The following is a 24,372-nucleotide window of genomic DNA, read 5'->3' as shown; positions in this document are numbered from 1 at the left end:
GGTACCCTCCTTCACTTGAAACAATCAGAACGCGCAAAATACTCCTTCGTCAAACATTTGCGCTCGTGCGATTACAAGCACATCTGATTTCATCGTTCCATCTGGCACCTAAGAATTGCACATAAACTACAAATACTTTTAATCCGAGATCATCTTTCTTTCGCTTTATAGCAACCTGATATTGAATTACATAGATATAGCCCTAAAACATTTTATTTTTTATTATTTAACTTAATTGTTTCAGTTTTTTCGATACCTTCACTTCCAAAACCATATGTTATTGTTACTGAATTCTTCTTCCATTTTAGTTTATAATCATTATTTGAAAAAGGTGTATAACCATCATCAGTGCCAATATTTCCTTTCAAATCTATAAGAATATGGTTATCCTTCTTTTGATACACATTACTCCAACCACCTAATAGAAATGAATATTCTTCAATCAATATCGTTTTATTGTCTGGTGATGTAAACTCAAAATATGCTATATCAGGTTCCAAGAAACCATTAAATGCATAGTTTAAGAATCCAAACAAAAGACAAACTACTATTACATATATTTTAAGATTCCTATTTTTTATGATAATGAATACACTAATGCTGATATCAATAATTAGGATATAAATTATAACATTTTTAATCCTTGAATTAATAATTGAATTGAAGTATAAATACATATCCTTTGATGCAAGAAAGGATAATATATATAAACAAAGTATTGCAATTGCAAATATAGATATCAAAACAGTAATTAGTGGTAAATGTTTCTTATCAAAATTAAAATATCGTTTCATAAACAACCTCATATACTTTTTTCACTAACCTATTTCATCGGATATTCTTTTACCAACTCATTTGCTTTACTATTCGAATAGTTATATTCCCTAAGATCCGCACCCTGATTTGCTTCTTTAATTCTAGCATAATAATTCTTAATCATATCCTCATAACTGTTATTATATATTCGATCCGATTCATATGCTGTTACGTCATCAAGTTTTTCACCTTCGTTATTCCAGCGTTTCTCATCCCCAATTAACGGTAGGACTACCCCTGCGGCATCAAGGGATAAATCCGAAGTGACATAGAATAGATCATTTAATGTTAAATTTTCTTTTTGATCCACAAGATAAGAGGCTATCCATATGTCCGGTTTTCCTAAGGAAAAAATAATATAACATGTAGTAACAACTGCTACACTGTAGGTGAATAACGGAAAGCTTTTTTTATACTCAGATATGATTACACCTGCCAGCACAAATACCTCAATTAATAGAATCATTAATACAAACAATCTTAAAAATGTCAGGTGATACACGCTAATATATAAAATCATACGATACGTCGCTGAAGCAATCATGATTCCGGTGCATACTGTCATAATCACAACTAACAAGCTAAGATATTTACTTTCGTTAAATAAACTTCTGCAAAGAATCATAAGACCAATATTGATTGCAGTAACCCACATCAATTCAAAAAACCCTCTTCTTGCGTACTCTGCAAAAGTATAACCCTCCGGTAAGGTAAACAATCCACCGGCAAACAAATAGACGACCTGTAGTACACAAAAGCAGGCATAAACAAGGCATAATAATGTCATAACCGTGGCAGCTATTGTGGCATCCGCTTTTTGATAACTCTTCACATCTTCAATTCCCACCTTACTAACCGATGCACAGAGAATACAATAGCACGCTAGTAAACCAAATAATATCATCGTTATAATCCAGAATATATCGGCTGAAAATACTGTATTATAGATATCTTTTGTCACGCTTCCAAACAATATATCTGCGCCAGATAATAATACTGTTATAATAAACAAGATAGGAATTGCGATGACGATTCCGATTGTAATATTCCGTACCTTATCATTTTTAAGAACTTTCGTTTTCTTAAAGTAATTAATACTGTCTGCAAATGGCATCCAGATGCATGCAATTGAACTAAATACCATGCCAAACATTTTGACTAGGTGTTTTGCAAATTCCCATCTACCGACTTCATAAAATTGATGCAGAAGGGATAGATCCAGCAATATTAAGATACCAACTATATTCAAAAATTGAACTGTCCCATTTGACGTTAACATTGTTGAAATTCCCAACAAGATAACTGCTGTAAAGTAAAGTTTTGTACCAGATTTTATCTTTGAAGTTAATTTCATCATAACGATTGCTAAGAGCCCGACAATGATTGCTGCATACAATAATACATTTAATCCAATCCAAGCCTTATAAAAAAGTAATGCAAATGCACCTCCAAAGGTTAGGCTAATTGCTCCATATAACCCGAAATTTTGGCGCACTTGTAGAAACAGTGGAGATTCCTTTCTAAGAATTACCGCCTCCGCTGCGGGATTTTTCTCTTCCTGTGGAGGAAGAGGATTATTCAGTTGTTCCATAATTTTACCTCCATTATTTTAATTTTATATGTTTTCTAACTTTCATTTTTGATCGTTGTCTAAATATTACAAAACTCTTTGTGACTTATAAATCTATTTTTAATTCAACGTACTTTTTAGTGTACTATCATTTATCTTATTTTTAACAGTAATTGATGTATTCAAGATGATTAGTGATGTTGGAAATATCAACAAATTATATGCTCCCTCTAATCCTCGATTCACATATTCCTTGTGAGGAAATAGATAAGATAACCAAAGCATATCACATACCTCAAGTGCAATTATTACTCCTACTGAATAATATATCATTGATTTTCGGTTTCTATTTTCACGAAACAGTATAAAGATCAAGTAAAATATAATCACCGAAATTAATATTCCATATAATATCAACTTTCCACCGACGACCTTCTCATTAGCAAAAAACATTGTTATCATAGTTTCCACACCCCTTATACTAATCCTACTCTTCTTTATCATCCTTTACATATTCTAGGATATCACCCGGCTGACAATCCAGTGCCTCGCAGATGGCTTCAAGGGTGGTAAATCGCATTGCTTTTGCTTTATTATTCTTAAGAATGGACAGATTTGCCAGAGTAAGATCCACCTTCTCTGCTAGCTCTGTTAAACCAATTTTTCTTTGAGCCATTACAACATCCAAATTTACTAAAATCATATATTTCCTCCATTTTACCCATGTACGTTCCCAAATGTCGCCAAATCAAATGGTAAGATCGTTCTCCTCTTTATAAGTTACCGCTCGGTCAAATACCATAGACAGTACAACGGAAAATAATCCAGCTATCAAAAATACCGTTACAAGAATTAATTCAGCCACAGTTATAATAAATACCAATCGAAGTAACATTGAAAGCGAGATAATGAAGGAACAGCCTCCCATACGCTTTAACGATATCACATTCCCTATTACAAATGGATTTTCCTGCATAACTGAACGGAACATTTTACGCAGCTCCCATAGAATAATCAACGCAAATAAACCTGCGATCATATACAAAATACAAAAGGGGAGATAATATGTTTCAAATATACTATAATATTTCCCTGCAAACTTAAATATCAATGGAACCGCTATACATACCGCTATCCCCACAAAAAACATAAAATCTAATAAGAGCTTAGTGACACGTACCAATGGATTCTTACTCATAAGAAAACTTCCTCCTGAAATAATATTTTTCTTAATTAAACCGGTTTATGTTACGGTATTCTCTAGGTACATTGCCATCACTAACATACCTGACTTATAAAATCATAACAGAAAAACGTTATAATTTTCCCTGCCTTGATAATAATATATCATCATGAAAAACGAAAGTCAATAATTATTTATTGTTTTTCGATAAATAATTATTGAATTTAGATATACAATACAGCCGGGTATGAATCTCCCCGGCTGTATCTAACTTTAAAATATTTCTATTTTATTTTGCTTTTGAAAACAAATTCTTATACGCTGTTTGCTTGTTCTTAGGAGCTTCAATCTTAAATTGTTTGTTAACTCCCTTTATTGCTGATGTTCCAACCTTCGATAATACAGAAGATTCTATCTTGATTAAAGTTAGGTTTTTGCAACCTGCAAAAGCCTCCGTTCCAATCGAGGATATATTAGAACCTAATACTACTTTCTTCACATTAGTATTATTTTTAAATGCTTTATCACTGATTGAGTATATTCGATAATTTACATTCTTATTTGTCACCGTAGCCGGTACAGTAATTGTGGACATTTTAGCCGTTACTCCAATGCATCTAGCGTAATTTATCTTACCCAATGCGATAACCTGATACTTTAATCCACCATTTTCAAACTGAGTTGCCTTGACGGTTACCTTGCAAAACTTCATGGTATTACTATCCGCGTTATAAATACAGATATTCGTTGTACCAACTTTCTTCGCATATAGTTCACCAATCTCATTTACTGCAACAATAGAAGGATCCTGTGAGGCATAGCTAAAGATACCCAAAGCTTTCGTACCCGGTGTTTTTGTTAAGTTAATCTTCTTATATTCACCAATACTCATTGAATCGGTTTGAATACACGTGAATTTTGTTATTTTATCATTCATATTGGATACAACATGGATCCTACAGGTTGCTACCAGCCCTGTACTTGTGGTAGCCTTAATTGTTACTACACCTTCTTTATCACTGGTATATACATTGCCATTATTATCATATAGCTCTGCTATACTGGAATCGCTGCTGCTCCAAGTTACTTTACCGATATATCCATCAAAAGGTTTTGTTCCCATCTTCAGTACAACTAAACCATAGGTCGGAACATAGATATCTTGCGCAGCAAACGATATTTTTGTTGCTTTTATTACATCAGATATCTTCATCCACTTGGCATAGATAGTCATATTGGAGTTGACAGTTATCGGAGCGGTTATCTGGTATTCATATTCCTTGTTATTAATTTTGCCCTTTGTATACCAACCTTTAAAATAATATCCTTTTTTTGTCGGGTCATTCGGCAGCTGATCCAACGTGGAATTTGATTCAACACTGTAATCCTTATAATCTTTGTTATCTACCTGAAATACCACTTTATAAATAGATGGCCTTACTTTATTTAAATTTGCATCAATCCAGGTAACACGAGCCTTAATCCAACTCTTCAATCGTGAGACTTCACCATTATATGTAACATTTGACATGTCCTCACCGTAGTCATTAAATTTTTCCCAGATATCATAGTTATATTTCTGTGAGATAGTAAGCTCTTTTGCATATTGGTCAATCTTGCCACCATCTTTTGCCGCCTCTAGAAGCTTCGCCTTAATAGCAGGCCAACGCGTTTTTAATTTATTATAGAAATTATCATCTTGCAGAAGTTGTGCAAACCAAGTTTTTTGATTCTGTGTAAATCCACTGGTTTGATTGCCATCAAATTCAGTTGCACCCCAGGCCACATAATCAAAGTCCCATAACGGTCCCCAATATAGCTTGCCATCTCTTTTCTTATACAAATATGTACTGGGACTTATAAATCCATCCCCATTCATTGAGACTTCCTGAATCCAATAATAATCTATCGCAGAATCCACATCCATATAATCAGAATAAGATTTTCCACTGCTATCCTTAAAATTCTTACCATAAATGGCATCTTCCGTTTTTTGAATATAATTTTTTATGTAGTTAAACTGTGCCTGATTCGTATATCCTTCAAAAGACGGACTTTCTATCTCATAGGAATTTCCCCTTGTTGTAGAAAAGGTAAGTCCCTCATCATCTCCATAAGGAGACATGCCCAATAGATATCCACCGGAGATAGTTGTTGCATCGGTTGCAGCCTTTGTAGTATCATCCTTCTCCAGATCATCAATATCAACCACACTGCTGCCTACTCGTACCTGTTCACATAGATAATAGCTCCCCAGGTATTTTCCATTCATAACTACATTTACAAACACACATTGTGGTGTAAATTCCATTCCAAGAGCATTCCCCATCCAGTAGGTCATCTTATTACGAATCATTGATACATCATAGTAATTCGCAAGTAGCACCCAATGTTTGCTCTTGCCCATTCCTAAGAGATCCGCCTTACTTTGGAGCTTCATCTTGTATGGTTTTTTATCGACCATCCAAGTAGAATTCCCTCTACCACGAATATACTCAAGAGGATAGGTTCCAGTCGTAAAGGTCTTATCGGAATATTCCGATTTATATCCCTCCGGAATCTGAAGCGTCATATTTCCATAACATTCGGTCAAATGCTCCGGATCATTATTCATTGCATCAATTAATCCCTTAGACTCATCTAGGTTTAAATTAACTACCGGCAGATCGTTTTGTACAAATTCTATGTAGCGTAAAAGTAATATCGCACTGGAATCGCTTCCTGCAACCACTCGGAAAGATATCTTATGCTTTCCGGTAATCCCTGCACCAGGAATCTCAGTTGTAACTATTTTCTGTGCATTCCAATTATACTCCTTCTTCTGTCTTTGAAGCTTAACCGTTGCAAAGCTCTCTGTTGCATCATCCAAATAGAATTGCAATACAGTATCCTTGCGTATCTCCGCTAACCCATCCACTATAATCCACGCAGGACTTTTTTGATCAAAATTAAACTCCTTTGTAAATGTAAATTTACAGTTTGATATGTTACTATTTGGCCCGGATATCATAACTCCATTTGCAGTATCATCCTTGCGTAAAGTAACCCCATTGTCCGATATACCAAATTGGCCGGCACCAAGTAGGTCTTTAATCACCTGCTTGTTATAAGATGTCCCAACTTCATCCGCTTTAACCCTAGTTGCGCCTTGATGCATGCCAACTACTATAATTCCTACCAAAAAAACACCTACTACAAACTTCCACATTTTACTTTTAAATCTCATTATTTCACTCCTCTCATTATATATACTTAGACGTTTTAAAATGTTTTATGGTTGCAACCTTATTCGGTTTTCTGCGATAGCAATTCCAAAGGTTCACATCTCAGACTGCTTGTCACAACAATATATGATAACAGCATCGCAAATATCACTATAACCAAACCTATGCTTATCGAAAGCACGAAGCTTGGATGGGTATGTTCGATTACGGTTTGTGCATCCAAATTCTTACTTATCGAGCCACTTGTGTACTCCGTACTAAAATGCTTTTGACCGCTGAAGTCCTTAGCTGCCACACTTGTTAACCCAAACCCGATTAAACAACCAATTAAACTTCCAATCAGGACAATTAATACCACTCCGCTAATCATGGAGTTGATACATTTCCATTTACTCATCCCTAAAGATCGTTCAATAGCTGTTCGCTTCTTTTGTTTTGCAATAAACAGATTACAAAAGAATGCAAGAATTAATATAGTAGCAATCAGTCCTGCCGCTAACAATACGAATGACATATTTTTAATATTATCAAGACCGGCTCTTAACTGCGAATATCCCTTATCATAAAACTTCAGCTCCAACTCATCGTAACCCAACTTTTGAAACGCCTTCTTATACCTATCAATGGATCCATTCGGTATCTGAAAGGAAGTATTATACCCCATCATCGGACCATATGAAATAATATTATCCTTATCACTCGATTTGACAGATTTAGTCGGAATAATTATTTCATTTGGTGCTAATGAATAACCGCTTGAGTTCCCTCCACCGGCATTGACATAAAAACCGACAATCTTATAATCCGCTTCATAAAATACTGGATAAGGTTCTCCCTTTACATTCAGTAAGCGAAATCCGTTCCATGCTTCACTTCCCCCAAATGCCCTACCCGCCGAATATTGATAGTTGGCATAATACAATGGTAAGGTAATCTTATCACCCACCTTGATATTGTTTCGTCGTGCAAAGCTGCTTGAGATCAAACAAACCTTATCACCCTTCTCATATTCCTCTTTCGTAATATCCCTTCCCCTTTCGACATATGTGGTTCCTCCATAAAAGGGGATTAAAAGATTTGTATCATTCGTCGGAGTGACTGCAACGGTATGGTATGGACGATCCATGGTTTTAGACAAGGCCAGCCATCGTTTTCCATGTTCTGACTGGTCAAAGTTCTTAGTAACTTCCTCATATAAAATTCCCTGCATATCATCAGGCATTACTTTACCGTCTTTCGTGTATTGCACTGAACCTACCATATCTACCGGAGTGTATATACTTCTTATCGAAGTATCGCTCGTCCATTTATACGTCGCAGCCATAGCCATAATATAAGTTTTGCCAGCATATAATTTATCAGGCTTTGGATTATATCGATCGCAAAACCAAACCGTCTTTGTATTAATTAGGTATCTGGCAAATAACTGTTTCTTAATATTAATTTCAATCTCATGATCGGGTACACAATCCTTATCAACGCTAAATTGTACAATAATCTCTTCTATTCCCCAATTCACATTCGGTGGAAGTATCTTCTTATCCGGTAAATATGCACCATAGAACGGTCTTTTTTCGGGCTTTTGAAGGTAATTCACCCCTTTAAAATCCAAAATTTTTACAGGAATTGGAGCATTGTATTCCGGATAATAATAATATCTAAAAATCTTATCAATCGAATCCCATTCTTCCTCTTTCTTCATTACAGTCTTCTTCTGCTCCACTGTCCCGATTGTTGTAAATGCTTTTTCAAATGCCTTTACATTGGAATCACTCATCTTCCACAAATGAACTCCCAAAGAACATAAAATCGTTGCAAACATTATGAGTATTAGAAAAAGGAAAGACTTTACCGGGGTTCTCATTAATTGCCGTATGCTGTTTCTAATTAACATCAAACCCCTCCTAATCTATTAGCCTACCATCTCTCATCTTTAAGATATGATCAGCCTCTGCTGCCACTTCCGGATTGTGTGTTATCACAATAACTGCATAATCCATATTATGCGCTGCTTCCTTTAACAACCGAACGATATTCTTCTCATTTTCCGAATCCAAATTACCGGTTGGTTCATCTGCCAACAAAATCTTACCGCCACAAGCCAACGCTCTTGCTATCGCCACTCTCTGCTGTTCGCCACCACTCATCATCTGTGGAAACTGATTCGCCACTTGTTTCCGAAGTCCTACCTGTTCAATCAATTCATTTGCACTCTTTGACGCAGCCTTTTTTTTCATCCCTTTTAACTCCATCGGAAACATTACATTTTCCTTTGCTGTCAACAATTGAAAGAGGTTAAACGATTGATATACAACCGAAGCCTTTTCTCTACGAAAGATATCACGATTCAGAACGGTAATATCTTCTCCTTCCACATAAATCGTTCCCTTTGTGGGCACATCAAGTCCTGCTAGTAAGGACAAAAATGTACTTTTACCGGATCCTGATTCTCCTACAATTGCATACATTTTACCAGTCTCAAAGGAATAGGAAACTCCACGAACTGCTTCGATTGTCTGGTATTTGGTTTGGTATGAATAATGAACTTGTTCCGCTTTTATGATTTCCATATTAACCTCCTCCTTAATCCTTTTGAGCAAAAGCCTTCAATACACTCATCCTGCCAAGCTGATAGAGCGCCACCGCAGTACCGGACAGAAAGCAGATAAGAAAAACACTAAATACAATGATAAGTGCCCTTCCTTTTGTCTCTGTTAAAAAATTCGATATCGCAATACCGATGACTCCGCCCATTAACTCCACCAATAAGCTTTCCAATAAGAAAACGAAAAAACAGCTTCTACTACTTACACCCAAAGATCGCATCGTCGCATATTGCCCCCTCCGATTCTGTATCAGAAGGTAGGAGGTTATATACCCGATAAAAACTATAATAAGTAAAATCAGAGGTAAGAACCCCTTTAACATTGCGATATTATCCTTAATTTTTGAGGCAGATAGAATATATGTTTCATCATTAACTGCCAGAGCATTTCCTGCAAAGTCCGAATCGCTTGCCGGAATAATCTCGAGTAAATGTAACTTCTGATGCATCTCATGCTTAAACTCATTAATCTGAAGAGGATTTTTAATACTAAAGGAAGCCGCATTAGCAAGGAACGGATACTTTTTCTCCTTAAATACTTTTTTAGCCCATTGAAACGGAACAATTACCTGCGGAATATTCTCTCCTTCCGTAGAGATTACACTTCCTGCAATATAAAACTGTTCTGCTTTCAATTCCTGCATGGTGTATTCCAGATTTTGATCCCTATAATCATAATAAACTGATAACTGAACGGTTTGTCCTACACTCCAATGATTTTGTTTTAAAAATCCTTCCTCCACGATACAGGTAGCGGTATCTTTTTGAAGGAAATTCAAAGAGGTCTTTTGATCCGTCGTTATGTTTTTCTCAGATACCCCGTTTATTGCAGCAATATTTGTGACAGCGGCAACATCAATCATTACTTTTGACCTTATATTCTCTTTTGGAAATTTCCCTTCACAGGCGGACAATGTCACCGTGATGCTAGGCTTCGTTATGTACTTTGACTGCAACAAACCTTCTATAACATTGTTCCTAATTACCAGTCCGGTTTGTAGAGTTCCATTCAAATTGCTGATTTGTCCATGAATTGTGATTGTCTTTGACATATCTTTCAATTGTTTTTTATTACCCTCTAGATTGCCGAAAAATAGACTTAGTAAAACTACTAGAATCATACAAATCATTAGATTCAATGCGCTTTTACTTTTATAACGTTTCATATTGGTTAAAACTATTCGTATAAAAATCATGTTCTTCCCCTTCCAACAAACGTATATCACCATTCAACCACATTCACTAAATTTATTATACTACTTCCGCAAACAGTTTGGCAATATATGGTTGTTTTAGCTTATAGCATAACAAGAATGTGCCCTGGCACATTCTCGTACCGAGCGTATTCTACCACAGGCAGATAAAAACAATACGCATGTATGTGTTCCGCGGAGAATGCGCATCCTTCAAGGGGTGATTTTTATTCTATAGGATTCAAAAGCTTTATCATTTTATAGTAATAAGGTCTGTCCTATAGAAAAAAAAGACTAGCTTACGCCAGTCTTTTTTAAGATGTTAAATATTTTGCTTATAGTTGATCTTATATAATAATTACTTTGTTTCACACTGCTGAACAATATCCTCAATTTTTGATTGGATATCGTGATCACAATAAACACCGATACGTTTGAAATAGCTATCGTGATACACATATCTTTCACTGAGCTGATTGAATTCTTCTAAATTACCTCGAATCTCATGAAAACGGTTCATCAGTTCTTCTTCGGTAGAATCTTTAAGTATGTAACAAAAGATATTGTACTGCGTTAGATACGGAAGCACTTCTTTGATTGTATTAGAATTGCACGGCACTCCAATCCGGTAGTGATTTACCTGCTCTGTGGTATTCATTTTCATGCCGAGAATTCGATTGTCCGCATCCTTCATTGTAATAAACTCTTGAAAAGGGATCCCCTTATGCTCCAGCTCCGTCTTGATTCTGTCAAATACGCCTTCCATCTCTCCCTTACGCTTCTCATAAAATAGATCGGAATCTATGATAATCAAACAGTTTTCCTCTTCTATGATAAATTGATAAAATTTCGTTAGAAAAATTTCAGGTGCTTTCTGTTTTGAATAATCAACAAAGTATTGATTTGTTCCATTCTTTATTGTTTTTTCAATCTTTAATTTACTTCTTTGAAATAATCCCATAGAGGTTATCCTTTCCTACCAAGAATCAATTCCATATAGCACAAACCAATTCAGAGTCCCATTAGATTGACATAAATCTTCTTACTAATTCTACAGCAGATTGCGCGTCCTCAGAATAGCCGTCAGCGCCTATTTCATCCGCATAACTTTCTGTAATTACTGCCCCACCGACCATAATCTTTGCGGTAACTCCTGCTTCCTGAGCCAGTTCAACAACACGTCTCATCTCCACCATGGTAGTGGTCATCAAAGCGGAAAGACCAATGATATCAGCGTTCTCCTCCTTGGCTGTCTGAATGATCTTCTCCGACGGAACATCCTTTCCGAGATCAATTACTCGGTAACCGTAATTCTTTAACATCAGTACAACTAGATTCTTCCCGATATCATGGATATCCCCGGCTACTGTGGCGATTACAATAGTTCCCTTTGCAACTGAATCCTTTTTCTCTATCTTTGGCTCCAGATAATCGATCCCAGTTTTCATCGTTTCTGCACCAGATATTAGCTGTGGAAGAAAGTATATCTGTTTATCAAACAATCGTCCAACCTCGTTTATTGCTGGAATCAGAGTATTCTCAATGATTAAATCCGGCTTGGTGCCAAGCGCTAATTCTTTCTCTACTATATCAATAATAATCTTTTTTCTACCCTTAACTACCGCTTCAAAAATCTCCTTTTTATAATCAGGACTTTGCTCTGCGCTTTCTTCATGCGTGTGTTCCCCGGCGGGTGAACAACAAGCATCCTTTGTATTTACCTCGGGGGAAGCTTTGGGTTGTAGCGGTTTACTATTCGGTGCAGTGGCTCCACTTGTAATTGTAGTAGGTCTTGACGTTACACGATCAATGTATGCTTCCGCTGCATCCTCAACGCCACGAAGCAAATCTGCTGCCAGCGCGGTATTAACCAGGAGATCCTGGGATGGGTTTGCTATTGCCATTGTAAGTCCTGTCTGTATCGCAAAGGATAAAAATGTACTGTTAACAAATTGGCGCTCCGGCATACCAAAGGATATATTAGATAATCCTACTATGGTAGCCACACCCAGCTCTTCCTTACAATAACGGATTGTTTGTAATGCTTCGATGGATGCATTTCTATTCGCTCCAACAGTATTTACCAGACCATCCACAATCACATCTTCTTTGGTGAGACCAAACTTATAAGCTCGCTCAAGAACCGTCTGAATCACCTGCTTCTTCTCCTCTATATCCTTAGGAAGTCCTCCGTCAGATAATGGCAACAGAATAAACATTGCTCCGTACTTCTTTGCAATTGGTATCAGTTTTTCATATTTCTCTTTTTCTAAAGAGATTGAATTAATTAATGCTCTACCTGGATAGATACGAAGTGCAGCCTCTACTACAGGAACATGGCTGGAATCAATACAAAGCGGTAAATCGCTAGCCTGCATTGCCTCCTGCATCACTTGAAGCATCATCTCCTTCTCATCAATCCCATTCATACCGACATTGATGTCCAGAATGCTTGCACCAAGCTCTGCCTGCTCACTTGCCATCTGATTTACAATATTTAATATTCCTTCTCTTAATTCAGCCTGAAGTGCTTTTTTCCCCGTAGGATTAACTCTCTCTCCCACAATCATAAAATGCCCATCAAGCGGTATCTCTAAGGTATTTCGCTCCGTAGTAAGCGCTCTGACATGAGCATTTGTGATAACATGTGCATTTTTATTCTGTACCTGCTTGGTTAACAACTCAATATGCTTTGGTGTCGAACCACAACAACCGCCCACAATACTAGCTCCGGCATCGACTAATTTTTCTACCTCAATGGCGAATTCTTCTGCCTCCATCGGGAATACCGTCTCATTGTTAACTAATATCGGAATTCCAGCATTTGGTTTTGCCATAATCGGAATATAAGCATACTGCTTCATCTCCTTAATAAGATCCACCATTTTATCAGGGCCTGTAGAGCAGTTGATACCTATTGCATCCGCACCCATATTCTGAAGTACAATCACTGCAGTCTTCGGATCGGTTCCGAATAAGGTTCTTCCATTTTCAGCATAAGTAAGCGATACGATAACCGGTAGATCACAGGTTTCTTTCACCGCAAGTAGTGCAGCGCGGCATTCCTGTAGGCTCATCATAGTCTCAACAACAATCAGATCAACACCTGCTGCTACCACATACCTTAGTTGCTCTTTATACACGTCCACTAATTCCTCAAATGAAAGCGTACCGATCGGCTGAACCTGTTCACCGGTCATGGTTAAATCACCAGCGATGTACACTTTACGCTGATTGCCGTTCTTTTTGTAATAACTTTCTACCGCACTCTTTGAAACTTCCACTAACCCTTTATTTATCTCTTCTATTCGTTCTTCTATTCCATATTCCGCAAGCTTTATTCGATTTGCGGTAAAAGTCGGCGCCAGTATAATATCAGAGCCTGCTTCTAAAAACTCACGCTGAAGGTCAATTAATATGTCTTTATTATCTAAAATCCACTCCTCCGGGCATACCCCCGTCGGCATTCCTCTCTTTTGAAGATTACTTCCGGTTGCACCGTCTATTAACACAATTCGTGATTCAATTAGTTCTACAAAATCCTTTTTTGTCATAGTTCCTCCTATCCAACTCTAAATCTATCCTATGTTAAATTTCTAATTATAAGTATTCTGCTGCTGTAGCCAATCAGGTTCTACCACTACACATATTATCGCAATATCTTATCCATTAAACTGACACGGTTAAAAGGAAGCATGAAATAAAACCCATCCGCTACCGGATCCAGTAATTCCATTACTTCTCGGGCTATGTCTGCTGCTACAAGCTCGCCCTCCTCTTTTGTCATATCTGGATGGTAGCGATCCATTATTTCATCCGGTACATTGATGCCGGTGAATTCATTCTTAATAAAATATGCATTCCGATAGCTTACTAATGGCATAATCCCACATAGAATCTTAGTATCCACCTGCTCCTTGATTTCACGAATTCGCTCCACATCTTCCTTGGAATAAATAGGCTGTGTCAGAAAGTAAGTTGCTCCTGCCTCGATCTTACGTTTCATTCGGTCCACCACGCTCTTTAAACTGCCCCTTGCATGGTTTAGCGCTCCACCGTAAGAAAGTGGTTCGGTCAAAAAATGCTCAACATTCATTTCCTTAACAAAATCCATCAATTTAATGGAATTATAATCAAACACACTGGTTGTCTTCACTCTGCTGTCACTCGGAACAGGATCACCAGTAACAACTAAGAGATTACGGATACCGTGAATGTAAGCGCCTAACAGCGTAGATCTGATTGAAATCATATTACGATCCCTGCAACAGATATGAGGCATAACCTTTAATCCTGTCTCTTCAGCGATTTTGATACCCATTAGGATGGAATCCACCCTGCTTCTTCCCATCGGGGAATCGGCAAAGGTTATCATATCAGCCCCGCTGCCCTTTAAGATATGAGCACATTCCATCACTCTGTCAATATCCGCATCATAGGGCGGATCAAGTTCTACCGCAATTACTTTCTTACCTCTTTTTAAAAGTGCTTCGAATTCATTTTCCTTCACCGGTAAATCTACAATAAGATTTTCTCCACGGACTGCTCTTTTTGTCCGATGTTGATGGGTTAGGTCAATTGTACTTACAAGATCACTGATATATTCCGGTGTTGTTCCACAACAACCGCCAATAATATCAATACCTAGCTCAGCAATTCGCTTCATATTATCTGCAAAGTAATCTGCATTATCCATGAAAATCATTCGATTTTGCATCTGCTCTGGATAACCTGCATTTGGAGCAACATAGATATATTTATTTAGTGGCAGTGCGATATTCTTCAAAATTTGATACATATGTCCTGAACCCACTCCACAATTGAGTCCACAGGCATCCACGCCCTCTAATTTACTAACCATGTCGAGAATTCGTGCCGCACGCGTTCCGGACGACGTATAGCCATTCTTATTCACTGAAAAACTAGCCATAATAAACATGTCCGGATTTTTCTGTTTTATATAAGGAACCAACTTTTCTATATAACGAATCCCCGAGAACGTCTCAAAGTGAATTCCCTCAAGTCCTTCCGCTAAAAAGATGTCGCACATCTTCTTATATTCATTGAATACATCCTCTTCCTTCGTATCTGCATCTTCGGGAATCGGGCCAATATCACCAAGAATCCATACCGGGGGATGTTCCGGATACAAGCTGTCACTCTCAATCTGAGCTTCCTTCGCAATCCGACAAGCAGCTTCAATAAGTAACAACTGTTTTTCTTCCTCTATTGCTAAAACTTCACGATTTGCAGCAAAAGTATTTGTACGAAGAATTCTCGCACCGGATTTTATATATTCCATGTGGATTTTCTTTATTATGTCCGGTGCCTCGAGGTTCGCATACTCTGATATCGCACCCGGTTGATCCATAATACTCGAATAATAGGTTCCCATTGAACCATCTGGTATCAGTCTGTGATTCTCCAAATAATCCTTTAATCTCATCGTGCATCATCCTTACTGATTTATTATTTTAATAACCTGCTGTTGTTTATTAAGTAGTTATAACTATTCACTGTACCCATCTCAATAATATCATTTTCGCACTATATTTTGGACAATGCGTACCTAAAAAGCATAATTATAAATTCTTTTATAATAATTTTTCATATTATACTTCATTCTTCCATCCATAACAAGCATTTTATATCAAATCTCTTCAATACAAGAGACCATATTAATTGATGTTAATCTCATTATATGATATAAACCGATAAACATCTACCTTTTCTAAGCATTTAGACCTAATTCTTCCAACCTACCCCATAAAAAAACAATATTCTGCCGAATTATATAGTAAATCCATACCGGAGGGGGAATACAATGCAAATAACTAGTGAGGCCGAGAATGATATCCGACCCGAAGAAGTGATTCTGCGCCTTAGAAGGGGAGAAAGCCACCTAAGAAACTTTCTAGTAGAGCATTACCAGAATTATATTTTATCTATCGTATCAAAAATGATTGGAAAACCAGCCAATTCATCCGACGAATACAGTATCGGGCTGCAAGCTTTTAACGAGGCCATTGATGGTTTTGACGCATCTAAAAATGTTAACTTTCTCTACTATGCGGGCCTCGTGATCAATCGACGCGTAATCGATTACATAAGGCAGAATAAACGTTATCAATTGGAATATCCTTTTACTTATTTTGAAGCGCGGGACAACGATAATTATCTTGAAAAACACTATGCCAGCCAAACATCAACATTTACAGACAAATATGAGATTCAGGAGGAAATTTTAAATTTTAAAAATCGATTAAACAGCTATGGAATAACCTTTGAGGATTTAGTTCGTATAACACCAAAACATCTTGATACTAAGCTGTTATGCCTTCATATCGCTAATAAGCTATCCATTACAAAGGAATTATCCGAACGATTAGAGGGTGAAAAAAGACTTCCAATAAACGAATTACTGAACGTCTTTCACCTCAATCGGAAAACAATTGAAAATCATAGAAAATACATCATCGCCTTATACCTTGTCTTAAACAGTAACCTAGAAATAATCAAAAGTTACAGCAGTTTTCTTTTGAAAGGAGTGAACAGAACATGATTTATGCCGGAACAATTATTGAGATTACCAACAATAAAACATACGTATTTACGATGGATTATTCCGTTGTCACAATAAAAACCAAGAAGGACTTTATTCTCGGACAGCATGTCACTTTTTCACAGAATGATATTTATACGAATACCTATTATTTTCGATTTAAATCCATCAAAAACCTAGCAGTTGTGGCTGCTGCGATTTTACTGGTTACGGTAATTGCTCTTGTGACATTGGTTCATCCGCTAAATACAGGTAGTTCATCATTTGACCAGGTATGTACCGCTTTAGTCTCCGTCGACATCAATCCAAGCATTCAGATCAGCATTAACAAAGATAAACAGATTGTGAAAGCGAATGCTGTGAATAAAGATGGTGTTAATGTACTTAGCTCGGTTGACTTAAAAAAATTATCCCTTCCAGAGGGAATCAAAAAGATTGTAAGTACGGCTAAGGAATTGGGTTATATCGATAAAGACACTAATGTTGTACTTGTATCCGCCGCATTATATGATTCACTAACCGAATCGGATAGCAAAAAATATGCCAATCAGTTAAAGGATATCTTATTAAATATAGAAGGAAATCAAAACGACGCTTCTGTATTAACCGTATTTATTGATGATTCGTCCATTATACAGCGCGCAAAAAGCAATAATTTGTCAATCGGAAAAGAACTGCTCTATCAGTATGCCCAATCAGAAAATGGGCAGCTGTCTGCCGATGACGTTCGAGATACCAACATTACGGAGTTGCTTCTTAAGTTAAACGCTCTTAAACAGGACGGTAAACTGAATGAAAAATTATCAAGGAGTCATTCGCTTAACGATCCCATTCCTTCGGGTAGTCAGGATCTTACCGAACCACCGTCACCAACGGAGTCCGTCACACCTACGCAAACAGCTGAAAACGATGGGGATTCCACCACAAATCCAAGTAATACTCCTTCGCCCACTGATAAGCCCTCAATAACCACTAAACCAAGGCCTTCTCAAATTATACATAACGGTGAATTCAAGCCATATCTATCGGTTAAAAACAAGGACAGCAAATTGGACTTTTCTTGGTCCCAGCCAAAATCCGATACCGTCATTTATAAGGGAAATACCTATCAAGGCTTTCAATATTATAAGATTGTTGCTTCTGAGACCAATCCCAATCCTCAATATCCTGAGGACGGATATCTCACCTGTATTACTGACCGAAGTTCCACGAAATGTACGATTAATCCCTGTGACACGAATAGCTGTTCACCAAAGCTAAGCCCAGGAACATCCTATTATTTTTGTGTTACTTATGTGTTTGACAATGGCAAATTCAGTTCATCTTCAAGAAGAGTGAAGATTCCGGCAAATCCAACTCAGGCTCCTTGCAAACCTGCTCCCTGCACACCTGTCCCATGTACGCCGCCCCCTACCGAAGAAGTCTCCAACTACGATCTATCCGTAAGCTCCTCCTGTAGTGGACTGGACTTTAAGTGGACTTCGGTAAAGGACTGTAATACCTATTATAATGGTAAAACGTACACTGATTTTAACTATTATAAAATCGTAGCTTCCAAAAGTAATCGCAATCCCAAATATCCAGAGGATGGTTATTTAGCTTCCTTCTCCGATAAATGTAAATCGTGTTGGACACTCTCTCTTTCTAGCGGCGATTATAACCATAATCCGGAACTAGTATCCGGAGAAACTTATTACTTTAGTGTCACCTATGTATTCGGAAATGGAAGTTTCACCTCCAATTCCGTCTCCTATAAGGTACCATAATAATAGTAATAAGTGCATGCACAGTAATACTCTCATACGAGAGAATTTAAAGTGATAATTCATAAAAGAGCTACGGTAAAGAACAGATTCTGCTGTCCTATACCGTAGCTCTCTTATTGATAAGTAGATTTGGTTACAAATCATATAACCGCTATGTAGCTGCTATTATTAATAATTGACATTCATATTCTGAAATTCTGACATAAAACCACTGGATGCAAATATGACAACAAAAATAATGAAAACGATAGCTAACAAAAGTGCTAACGCAGATAGAATAACACCAAAGATTGCCATAGTTTTATTACCGTTCTGATTTCTCTTGATACTCAAAATACCGAATACAAGACCTACGATAGCAGGAATCCAGGTTACAACGTATAAGCAACATCCAAAAACAAGACTACAGATACCACATACAAGGGATACGACTGCAAATGCATCCGTTTTCTTCGGTTCAGGATATTCATTATAGTTTTGATCATACTGATATTCCTGACCACTTGTTTGCTGGTATTGTGATTCCCCACTATATTGAGGCTGCTCATACTGTGGCTGTTCGTATTGTGGTTGTTCAACTTGAGGTTGATCTACCTGTGGTTGAGAATCAGGTGTATTATCAGCATTATTTTGCTGAGAATTATTAAATTCGTCCATGAAATTTACCCCCTATTATTTTAAAAAATATAAATCGTACCTATATCCTACCATATCATAATATTTTCTTCAACAAAGTTTTTCAAATATTGGTAATCTTTAGTATTCTTTCATGTAAATTCTATAAATTTTTTAATCTGTATACAAAATATCATTAATTACAAATTGACTAATATATAACAAACCCATATAATATAGTGTAGATTCATTTTTAAATGTATCAATTAGGAGGTAAAAATATGAATTTCCCCAAAGTTAAGCTCGGTGTAGTTGCCGTAAGTAGAGATTGTTTCCCAATGGAACTATCCGCGAGCAGAAGAAGTGCTGTTGTAAAAGCTTATAGTGAAAGATTAGGCGATATCTATGAGTGCCCAGTTACCGTTGAAAATGAGAAGGACATGCTTAAGGCTATTGAAGATGTTAAAGCAGCTGAAGTTAATGCTCTCGTTGTATACCTTGGTAATTTCGGTCCAGAAACAGCAGAGACCTTATTAGCTAAATATTTCGATGGTCCTACTATGTTTGTAGCGGCTTCGGAAGAAAGCGGTGATGACTTATTAGATGGTAGAGGCGATGCATATTGCGGTATGCTGAATGCAAGCTACAATCTTAAGCTCCGCGAACTCAAAGCGTACATACCTGAATATCCTGTAGGTACTGCAGAAGAAGTTGCTGACATGATCGGCGAATTCGTTCCTGTAGCAAGAACTATTCTTGGTCTTGAGAACTTAAAGATTATCTCTTTCGGACCTCGTCCACAGGACTTCTTAGCATGTAATGCACCAATCAAACAGCTTTATAATTTAGGTGTAGAAATCGAAGAGAATTCAGAGCTTGATTTATATGCTGCATTCAATGCGCATGCAAATGATCCTCGTATTCCTGCTGTAATCGAAGATATGGCTAAAGAATTAGGCGAAGGCAACAAAATGCCTGGTATCCTTCCTAAATTAGCTCAGTATGAGATCACCTTACTTGACTGGCTTGAAGAGCACAAAGGTGCTAGAGAATTCGTTGTATTCGCTAACAAATGTTGGCCTTCCTTCCAGACACAGTTCGGCTTTGTTCCATGTTATGTTAATGGCCGTTTAACAGCTAAGGGTATTCCGGTATCTTGTGAAGTTGATATCTTCGGCGCATTAAGCGAATACATCGGTACTTGTGTAAGTGAAGATACTGTTACTCTTCTTGATATCAACAATACCGTACCTGCTGATATGTACGAGTCAGAAATCAAAGGCAACTTTGATTACACAAACAAAGATACTTTCATGGGCTTCCACTGCGGTAACACTGCAATCTGCAAGTTAAGCAGCTCTTCTATGAAACATCAGAAGATTATGGCTAGAGCTTTAGAGCCAGATCAGGAGCCAAACATTACACGTGGTACATTAGAGGGTGACATCATTCCTGGCCAGATCACATTCTTCCGTCTTCAGAGTACTGCTGATGCGAAGCTTCGTGCATATGTTGCAGAAGGTGAAGTTCTTCCTGTTGCTACACGTTCTTTCGGTTCAATCGGTATCTTTGCAATTAGTGAAATGGGTCGTTTCTATCGCCATGTATTAATTGAGAAGAATTATCCTCATCACGGTGCTGTTGCATTCGGACATTACGGAAAAGCTTTATACAACGTATTCCGTTACTTAGAAGTATCCGATATCGGCTTCAACCAGCCTAAGGGTATGCTTTACAAATCCGAGAATCCATTTGCATAATTAGCAAATAATATAGTTATATGACGAACCGGGTCGAAATTAATAAGTTCAACGAACTTATTATTTACGACCCGGTTTTTTCTCGGCTATATAAATAATTCTTTAAAAATCTGGTTAATCTAACCTTGAGGTGATGATATGTCTTATGTGGCTCCGGCAATCAGGGATAAATTTGAAACATTGTCCGTTGATTTAAAAAATGATATACTCGAGAGAAATGTCCAGCTTAATAATATTCATGATCTCATCGATGTTCTGGATCAGATAGTGAAAGAATCTGAGCATGAGAAAAAGTAGTCTTTGGCTATGCATTACTATCTATACAAATTCATGAATACTTTTGAAGCAATAACAAATAATATTCAAATCTTATAGAAAGGAGTGTACTTTAGTGGCCAAAGCAAAAGATAGTAAAAGTACTCCAACAAAGGATACCGGCGCTAAGAATAATAATTCAGACAATGATGTGGACTATAAAAATAGCAGTAACGCTACGAATTCTAAAAAACACACCCACGTCAAATAAAATGAAAAACTAAGGAGATGTTGCAATATAAATGATTTAGCGAAATAATGTTATATTGCAACATCTCCTTATTCTGATTTGCTTACCCAAAGCACTTCTGTTATATAATTTTTTCCTGCTCATATATTAAAATAAAAAAGAGCTGATTATGATGAACCGACTACTATCTTACCTTATGAAGGGTCTGATCTGTATCTTTGCCCTATACTTATTAATTTTAATTATCTGTAATATCGGGTGGAAGATTTACGTTCTTATCTATACTGATTATACCTGGGGCTTACTATTTCCACATGCTCGCTTCCATACAATTGTTATGGTCATGTTTATTATATTCGTAGTACTCTTCTGTTTTGTACTTAAGTTACTCCATAGGAGAAGATAAAGTAATTTAAAAATCTTAAACTTTTAATAAAATGGAACTACATATGTTATTTTGTGATACCAACAGATCCATACATACATTTCATTGTAAATGTAGATAATACTTCATTATGGAGGTGATAAACATGGATCATTCAGAAAAATATGTTACTGATCAACCAGTGCCTATGGTTCAATTGTATGGATTTTTTTCCCCAGGAGCTTTCATGAATGCCAGTAATGAGGATTATCTTGCATCATTAGATTCTGACACCAGAGATTATGTAGTCAAACACACTGATGCATCACGTACGCGTCAGGATATTATTGATTGTGTTGATAAATTGCACCACAGATGAAAGTCAATCACGAAAGGAGTAAGAAATAATGGATAATAGCATTAACAAATCTTCTAAACAACAAGGTAAAAGCAGTATATCAGAGAATAAGATAACCAATAAAAATGTGACACACACTCAAAATCAACCCCCTAAAACAAAATCAAACAACCCCACCAACGGTGCTACGGATGATTATAAGTATATTCCACAGGCTGGAGGTGCCAAAGCGAAAAGTAGTGAAAGCGACCGTCATACCTCCGGTAATGTTTGGGGGTTTTAGAGGTTAGAACTTTAACGCTGAACTTAATATTGTGGTATGTAAATTAAAGCAGGCATTAGTTGACATTTTCTATTATTATATAGTTCATCTAAAATAATAAATAGAATGATGTTAACTATGCCTATTTTAATGAAAATCTTACTCTTATGAGATGCAATTAGAACCTCCTCAACAGCCTTTTTTACATTTCAAAAATTGCATTATTATGTCATGTATCGTATAATAAGTTAAATTATACTAAAGAGAGGGTTAATAATGATAAAATCAAAAAAGGTTATGAATTATATTGTTATTTTAGTTATTACTGCATTATTTTCCATGCAATTTTCAAGTTTGACAGCACTTGGAGAGACTAATGTTACAGATACACAATTAAACAAAGCAATGAAATGCTATTTAAACATTTTAGCGACAAATCCATATAAAGGCGGCGATGGAGGCTTTACTGCTAGAAGCTTCAATCTTCTTGATTTAGATGGCGATGGTATTCCTGAATTAATTATCAATGGTGAATCACCACAGATATTTTCATATAGTTTGAAAAATGATAAAGCAGTTTGGATTTATAATTCTTGGGTAATGGAGACATTTTTCTATTCCAGTAAAACAAAAACCATTATGAATTATTATAGCTGGAACAATGAAAAAGAATGGCACTTCTATAAAGTGAATAGTACTCAAGGTGATCCTGACAATGTATTAAGTTATAATACGGATCGTAGCTATATTTATAAAAGCAACACTTACTATAAAGTTACATCTGGAAATGAAAAGAAAATAACAAAGAAAAATTTTGATACAGATATGAACCAATTAGTACCAGATAAAATCGAATTAAAAACACCTATAATTAATAATGAAACGAATAGAACGAAGTATTTAACCGATTTAAAAGTATTCAAGAAATTTCTTGTAACCACCGTTCCAGTTACAGGCATTAAGCTAAATGCCACTACAAAGAGTTTACATGTCGGTAGTAAATATACACTAACCGCAACAGTTGCACCATCCAATGCAACTAGCAAAGCAGTAACTTGGAAGTCATCCAATACTAGAGTTGCTTCAGTAACAAAAGGTGTTGTAACCGCAAAAGCAGTTGGCACAGCTAAAATCACCGTTAAAACTTCAAATGGTAAGACAGCAATATGTACTATAACTGTTAAAGCTGTAAATGTATCAAGCATAAAACTCAAAGCAGTTAAGACACTAAAAGTAAAAAAGACTACTACTGTGAAGGCTACTATAGCACCTACCAATGCAACAAATAAAGCAGTTACTTGGAAATCTTCTAATACAAAGATTGCTACAGTGAGTTCTACTGGCCTTGTAAAGGGCATTAAAGCAGGTAAAGTTACAATTACTGCTACAGCTAAAGATGGTAGTAAAAAGGCAGCTACTATACACATCACAATAACAAAGTAATACTTAATATCAATAATATATTAATAAAGGTAATAGAGCGAAAAAACAAGAATCCCGTTCTTTGGAAATATCATACGCACAAGTGTGGTAACGGCAAATTTACAAAGACTACTTTAAAAAAGGCAAAAGCAAGAGGACTTAAACCT

General features: G+C 36.6%; 21 protein-coding genes. 8 read left to right on the top strand and 13 right to left on the bottom strand.

The genetic code is table 11. The annotated features are described in order from the left end of the window. Positions 1 to 212: 212 nt before the first annotated feature. The 12 genes from AC6IWN_RS04375 to AC6IWN_RS04320 form a co-directional block, all read right to left on the bottom strand. Positions 213 to 794 carry a hypothetical protein gene (locus AC6IWN_RS04375; RefSeq protein ID WP_497991155.1) on the bottom strand — a complete coding sequence of 194 codons (582 nt, stop codon included), beginning with the start codon at positions 792 to 794 and terminating at the stop codon, positions 213 to 215. Positions 795 to 823: 29 nt separating this feature from the next. Then, positions 824 to 2,407 (bottom strand): DUF4153 domain-containing protein, encoded by a 1,584-nt coding sequence (locus tag AC6IWN_RS04370; protein ID WP_497991154.1) that lies wholly within the window; start codon positions 2,405 to 2,407, stop codon positions 824 to 826. Positions 2,408 to 2,506: 99 nt separating this feature from the next. After that, positions 2,507 to 2,848: a hypothetical protein gene (locus tag AC6IWN_RS04365; protein WP_497991153.1), complete on the bottom strand. Its 342-nt coding sequence runs from the start codon at positions 2,846 to 2,848 to the stop codon at positions 2,507 to 2,509. A gap of 25 nt (positions 2,849 to 2,873) precedes the next feature. Further along, complete coding sequence (locus AC6IWN_RS04360; protein ID WP_497991152.1) at positions 2,874 to 3,089, bottom strand: helix-turn-helix domain-containing protein; 216 nt, start codon at positions 3,087 to 3,089, stop codon at positions 2,874 to 2,876. A gap of 45 nt (positions 3,090 to 3,134) precedes the next feature. Then, positions 3,135 to 3,584 carry a DUF2975 domain-containing protein gene (locus AC6IWN_RS04355; RefSeq protein WP_497991151.1) on the bottom strand — a complete coding sequence of 150 codons (450 nt, stop codon included), beginning with the start codon at positions 3,582 to 3,584 and terminating at the stop codon, positions 3,135 to 3,137. Positions 3,585 to 3,858: 274 nt separating this feature from the next. After that, positions 3,859 to 6,795 (bottom strand): CotH kinase family protein, encoded by a 2,937-nt coding sequence (locus AC6IWN_RS04350; protein WP_497991150.1) that lies wholly within the window; start codon positions 6,793 to 6,795, stop codon positions 3,859 to 3,861. Between the two features lie 59 nt (positions 6,796 to 6,854). Beyond that, entirely contained in the window at positions 6,855 to 8,687 is a 1,833-nt protein-coding gene (locus tag AC6IWN_RS04345; RefSeq protein ID WP_497991149.1) for an ABC transporter permease, read from the bottom strand. 10 nt (positions 8,688 to 8,697) lie between these two features. Beyond that, a complete protein-coding gene (locus tag AC6IWN_RS04340; protein WP_497991148.1) occupies positions 8,698 to 9,363 on the bottom strand; it encodes an ABC transporter ATP-binding protein in 666 nt (221 codons plus the stop codon). A 13-nt stretch (positions 9,364 to 9,376) separates the two neighbouring features. Continuing rightward, positions 9,377 to 10,594, bottom strand: a complete 1,218-nt coding sequence (locus AC6IWN_RS04335) for an ABC transporter permease (RefSeq protein WP_497991147.1) — start codon at positions 10,592 to 10,594, stop codon at positions 9,377 to 9,379. 355 nt (positions 10,595 to 10,949) lie between these two features. Further along, positions 10,950 to 11,552, bottom strand: coding sequence for a hypothetical protein (locus AC6IWN_RS04330; RefSeq protein WP_497991146.1), 603 nt, complete (start codon positions 11,550 to 11,552; stop codon positions 10,950 to 10,952). A 61-nt stretch (positions 11,553 to 11,613) separates the two neighbouring features. Further along, positions 11,614 to 14,145 (bottom strand): homocysteine S-methyltransferase family protein, encoded by a 2,532-nt coding sequence (locus AC6IWN_RS04325; protein WP_497991145.1) that lies wholly within the window; start codon positions 14,143 to 14,145, stop codon positions 11,614 to 11,616. Positions 14,146 to 14,240: 95 nt separating this feature from the next. Beyond that, positions 14,241 to 16,037, bottom strand: coding sequence for a bifunctional homocysteine S-methyltransferase/methylenetetrahydrofolate reductase (locus AC6IWN_RS04320; protein ID WP_497991144.1), 1,797 nt, complete (start codon positions 16,035 to 16,037; stop codon positions 14,241 to 14,243). A gap of 378 nt (positions 16,038 to 16,415) precedes the next feature. Between AC6IWN_RS04320 and AC6IWN_RS04315 the strand changes: the two genes are divergently transcribed. Together AC6IWN_RS04315 and AC6IWN_RS04310 are read left to right on the top strand one after the other, a co-directional pair. Continuing rightward, positions 16,416 to 17,153 (top strand): sigma factor, encoded by a 738-nt coding sequence (locus AC6IWN_RS04315; protein WP_497991143.1) that lies wholly within the window; start codon positions 16,416 to 16,418, stop codon positions 17,151 to 17,153. Beyond that, on the top strand, positions 17,150 to 18,919 hold the full coding sequence (locus tag AC6IWN_RS04310; protein ID WP_497991142.1) for an anti-sigma factor domain-containing protein: 1,770 nt from the start codon (positions 17,150 to 17,152) through the stop codon (positions 18,917 to 18,919). The genes AC6IWN_RS04315 and AC6IWN_RS04310 overlap by 4 nt, the downstream gene beginning before the upstream one ends. A gap of 168 nt (positions 18,920 to 19,087) precedes the next feature. Here AC6IWN_RS04310 and AC6IWN_RS04305 read toward each other — a convergent pair whose 3' ends face one another. After that, positions 19,088 to 19,576, bottom strand: coding sequence for a DUF4190 domain-containing protein (locus AC6IWN_RS04305; RefSeq protein WP_497991141.1), 489 nt, complete (start codon positions 19,574 to 19,576; stop codon positions 19,088 to 19,090). A 239-nt stretch (positions 19,577 to 19,815) separates the two neighbouring features. Between AC6IWN_RS04305 and AC6IWN_RS04300 the strand changes: the two genes are divergently transcribed. The 6 genes from AC6IWN_RS04300 to AC6IWN_RS04275 all read left to right on the top strand — a co-directional run bounded on the left by AC6IWN_RS04300 (position 19,816) and on the right by AC6IWN_RS04275 (position 24,226). Next, the gene (locus AC6IWN_RS04300) at positions 19,816 to 21,294 is read left to right on the top strand and encodes an L-fucose/L-arabinose isomerase family protein (protein WP_497991140.1); all 1,479 of its coding nucleotides are present in this window, start codon (positions 19,816 to 19,818) and stop codon (positions 21,292 to 21,294) included. Between the two features lie 138 nt (positions 21,295 to 21,432). Beyond that, positions 21,433 to 21,591 carry a hypothetical protein gene (locus AC6IWN_RS04295; RefSeq protein WP_497991139.1) on the top strand — a complete coding sequence of 53 codons (159 nt, stop codon included), beginning with the start codon at positions 21,433 to 21,435 and terminating at the stop codon, positions 21,589 to 21,591. A 94-nt stretch (positions 21,592 to 21,685) separates the two neighbouring features. Next, complete coding sequence (locus AC6IWN_RS04290; protein WP_497991138.1) at positions 21,686 to 21,820, top strand: hypothetical protein; 135 nt, start codon at positions 21,686 to 21,688, stop codon at positions 21,818 to 21,820. Positions 21,821 to 22,329: 509 nt separating this feature from the next. Further along, positions 22,330 to 22,542, top strand: coding sequence for a hypothetical protein (locus AC6IWN_RS04285; RefSeq protein WP_497991137.1), 213 nt, complete (start codon positions 22,330 to 22,332; stop codon positions 22,540 to 22,542). Between the two features lie 28 nt (positions 22,543 to 22,570). After that, entirely contained in the window at positions 22,571 to 22,804 is a 234-nt protein-coding gene (locus AC6IWN_RS04280) for a hypothetical protein (RefSeq protein WP_497991136.1), read from the top strand. Positions 22,805 to 23,059: 255 nt separating this feature from the next. Beyond that, positions 23,060 to 24,226 carry an Ig-like domain-containing protein gene (locus AC6IWN_RS04275; RefSeq protein WP_497991135.1) on the top strand — a complete coding sequence of 389 codons (1,167 nt, stop codon included), beginning with the start codon at positions 23,060 to 23,062 and terminating at the stop codon, positions 24,224 to 24,226. Positions 24,227 to 24,372 lie beyond the last annotated feature (146 nt).

This window comes from Variimorphobacter sp. HTMS_6 (assembly GCF_059717775.1).
This window is presented reverse-complemented; position numbering and strand designations above follow the sequence as displayed.

What these genes read in the sequence shown, in the direction of transcription:
- AC6IWN_RS04375 (WP_497991155.1), bottom strand. Translation starts at nt 794, where the DNA reads ATGAAACGATATTTTAATTTTGATAAGAAACATTTACCACTAATTACT.
- AC6IWN_RS04370 (WP_497991154.1), bottom strand. Translation starts at nt 2,407, where the DNA reads ATGGAACAACTGAATAATCCTCTTCCTCCACAGGAAGAGAAAAATCCC.
- AC6IWN_RS04365 (WP_497991153.1), bottom strand. Translation starts at nt 2,848, where the DNA reads ATGATAACAATGTTTTTTGCTAATGAGAAGGTCGTCGGTGGAAAGTTG.
- AC6IWN_RS04360 (WP_497991152.1), bottom strand. Translation starts at nt 3,089, where the DNA reads ATGATTTTAGTAAATTTGGATGTTGTAATGGCTCAAAGAAAAATTGGT.
- AC6IWN_RS04355 (WP_497991151.1), bottom strand. Translation starts at nt 3,584, where the DNA reads ATGAGTAAGAATCCATTGGTACGTGTCACTAAGCTCTTATTAGATTTT.
- AC6IWN_RS04350 (WP_497991150.1), bottom strand. Translation starts at nt 6,795, where the DNA reads ATGAGATTTAAAAGTAAAATGTGGAAGTTTGTAGTAGGTGTTTTTTTG.
- AC6IWN_RS04345 (WP_497991149.1), bottom strand. Translation starts at nt 8,687, where the DNA reads ATGTTAATTAGAAACAGCATACGGCAATTAATGAGAACCCCGGTAAAG.
- AC6IWN_RS04340 (WP_497991148.1), bottom strand. Translation starts at nt 9,363, where the DNA reads ATGGAAATCATAAAAGCGGAACAAGTTCATTATTCATACCAAACCAAA.
- AC6IWN_RS04335 (WP_497991147.1), bottom strand. Translation starts at nt 10,594, where the DNA reads ATGATTTTTATACGAATAGTTTTAACCAATATGAAACGTTATAAAAGT.
- AC6IWN_RS04330 (WP_497991146.1), bottom strand. Translation starts at nt 11,552, where the DNA reads ATGGGATTATTTCAAAGAAGTAAATTAAAGATTGAAAAAACAATAAAG.
- AC6IWN_RS04325 (WP_497991145.1), bottom strand. Translation starts at nt 14,145, where the DNA reads ATGACAAAAAAGGATTTTGTAGAACTAATTGAATCACGAATTGTGTTA.
- AC6IWN_RS04320 (WP_497991144.1), bottom strand. Translation starts at nt 16,037, where the DNA reads ATGAGATTAAAGGATTATTTGGAGAATCACAGACTGATACCAGATGGT.
- AC6IWN_RS04315 (WP_497991143.1), top strand. Translation starts at nt 16,416, where the DNA reads ATGCAAATAACTAGTGAGGCCGAGAATGATATCCGACCCGAAGAAGTG.
- AC6IWN_RS04310 (WP_497991142.1), top strand. Translation starts at nt 17,150, where the DNA reads ATGATTTATGCCGGAACAATTATTGAGATTACCAACAATAAAACATAC.
- AC6IWN_RS04305 (WP_497991141.1), bottom strand. Translation starts at nt 19,576, where the DNA reads ATGGACGAATTTAATAATTCTCAGCAAAATAATGCTGATAATACACCT.
- AC6IWN_RS04300 (WP_497991140.1), top strand. Translation starts at nt 19,816, where the DNA reads ATGAATTTCCCCAAAGTTAAGCTCGGTGTAGTTGCCGTAAGTAGAGAT.
- AC6IWN_RS04295 (WP_497991139.1), top strand. Translation starts at nt 21,433, where the DNA reads ATGTCTTATGTGGCTCCGGCAATCAGGGATAAATTTGAAACATTGTCC.
- AC6IWN_RS04285 (WP_497991137.1), top strand. Translation starts at nt 22,330, where the DNA reads ATGGATCATTCAGAAAAATATGTTACTGATCAACCAGTGCCTATGGTT.
- AC6IWN_RS04280 (WP_497991136.1), top strand. Translation starts at nt 22,571, where the DNA reads ATGGATAATAGCATTAACAAATCTTCTAAACAACAAGGTAAAAGCAGT.
- AC6IWN_RS04275 (WP_497991135.1), top strand. Translation starts at nt 23,060, where the DNA reads ATGATAAAATCAAAAAAGGTTATGAATTATATTGTTATTTTAGTTATT.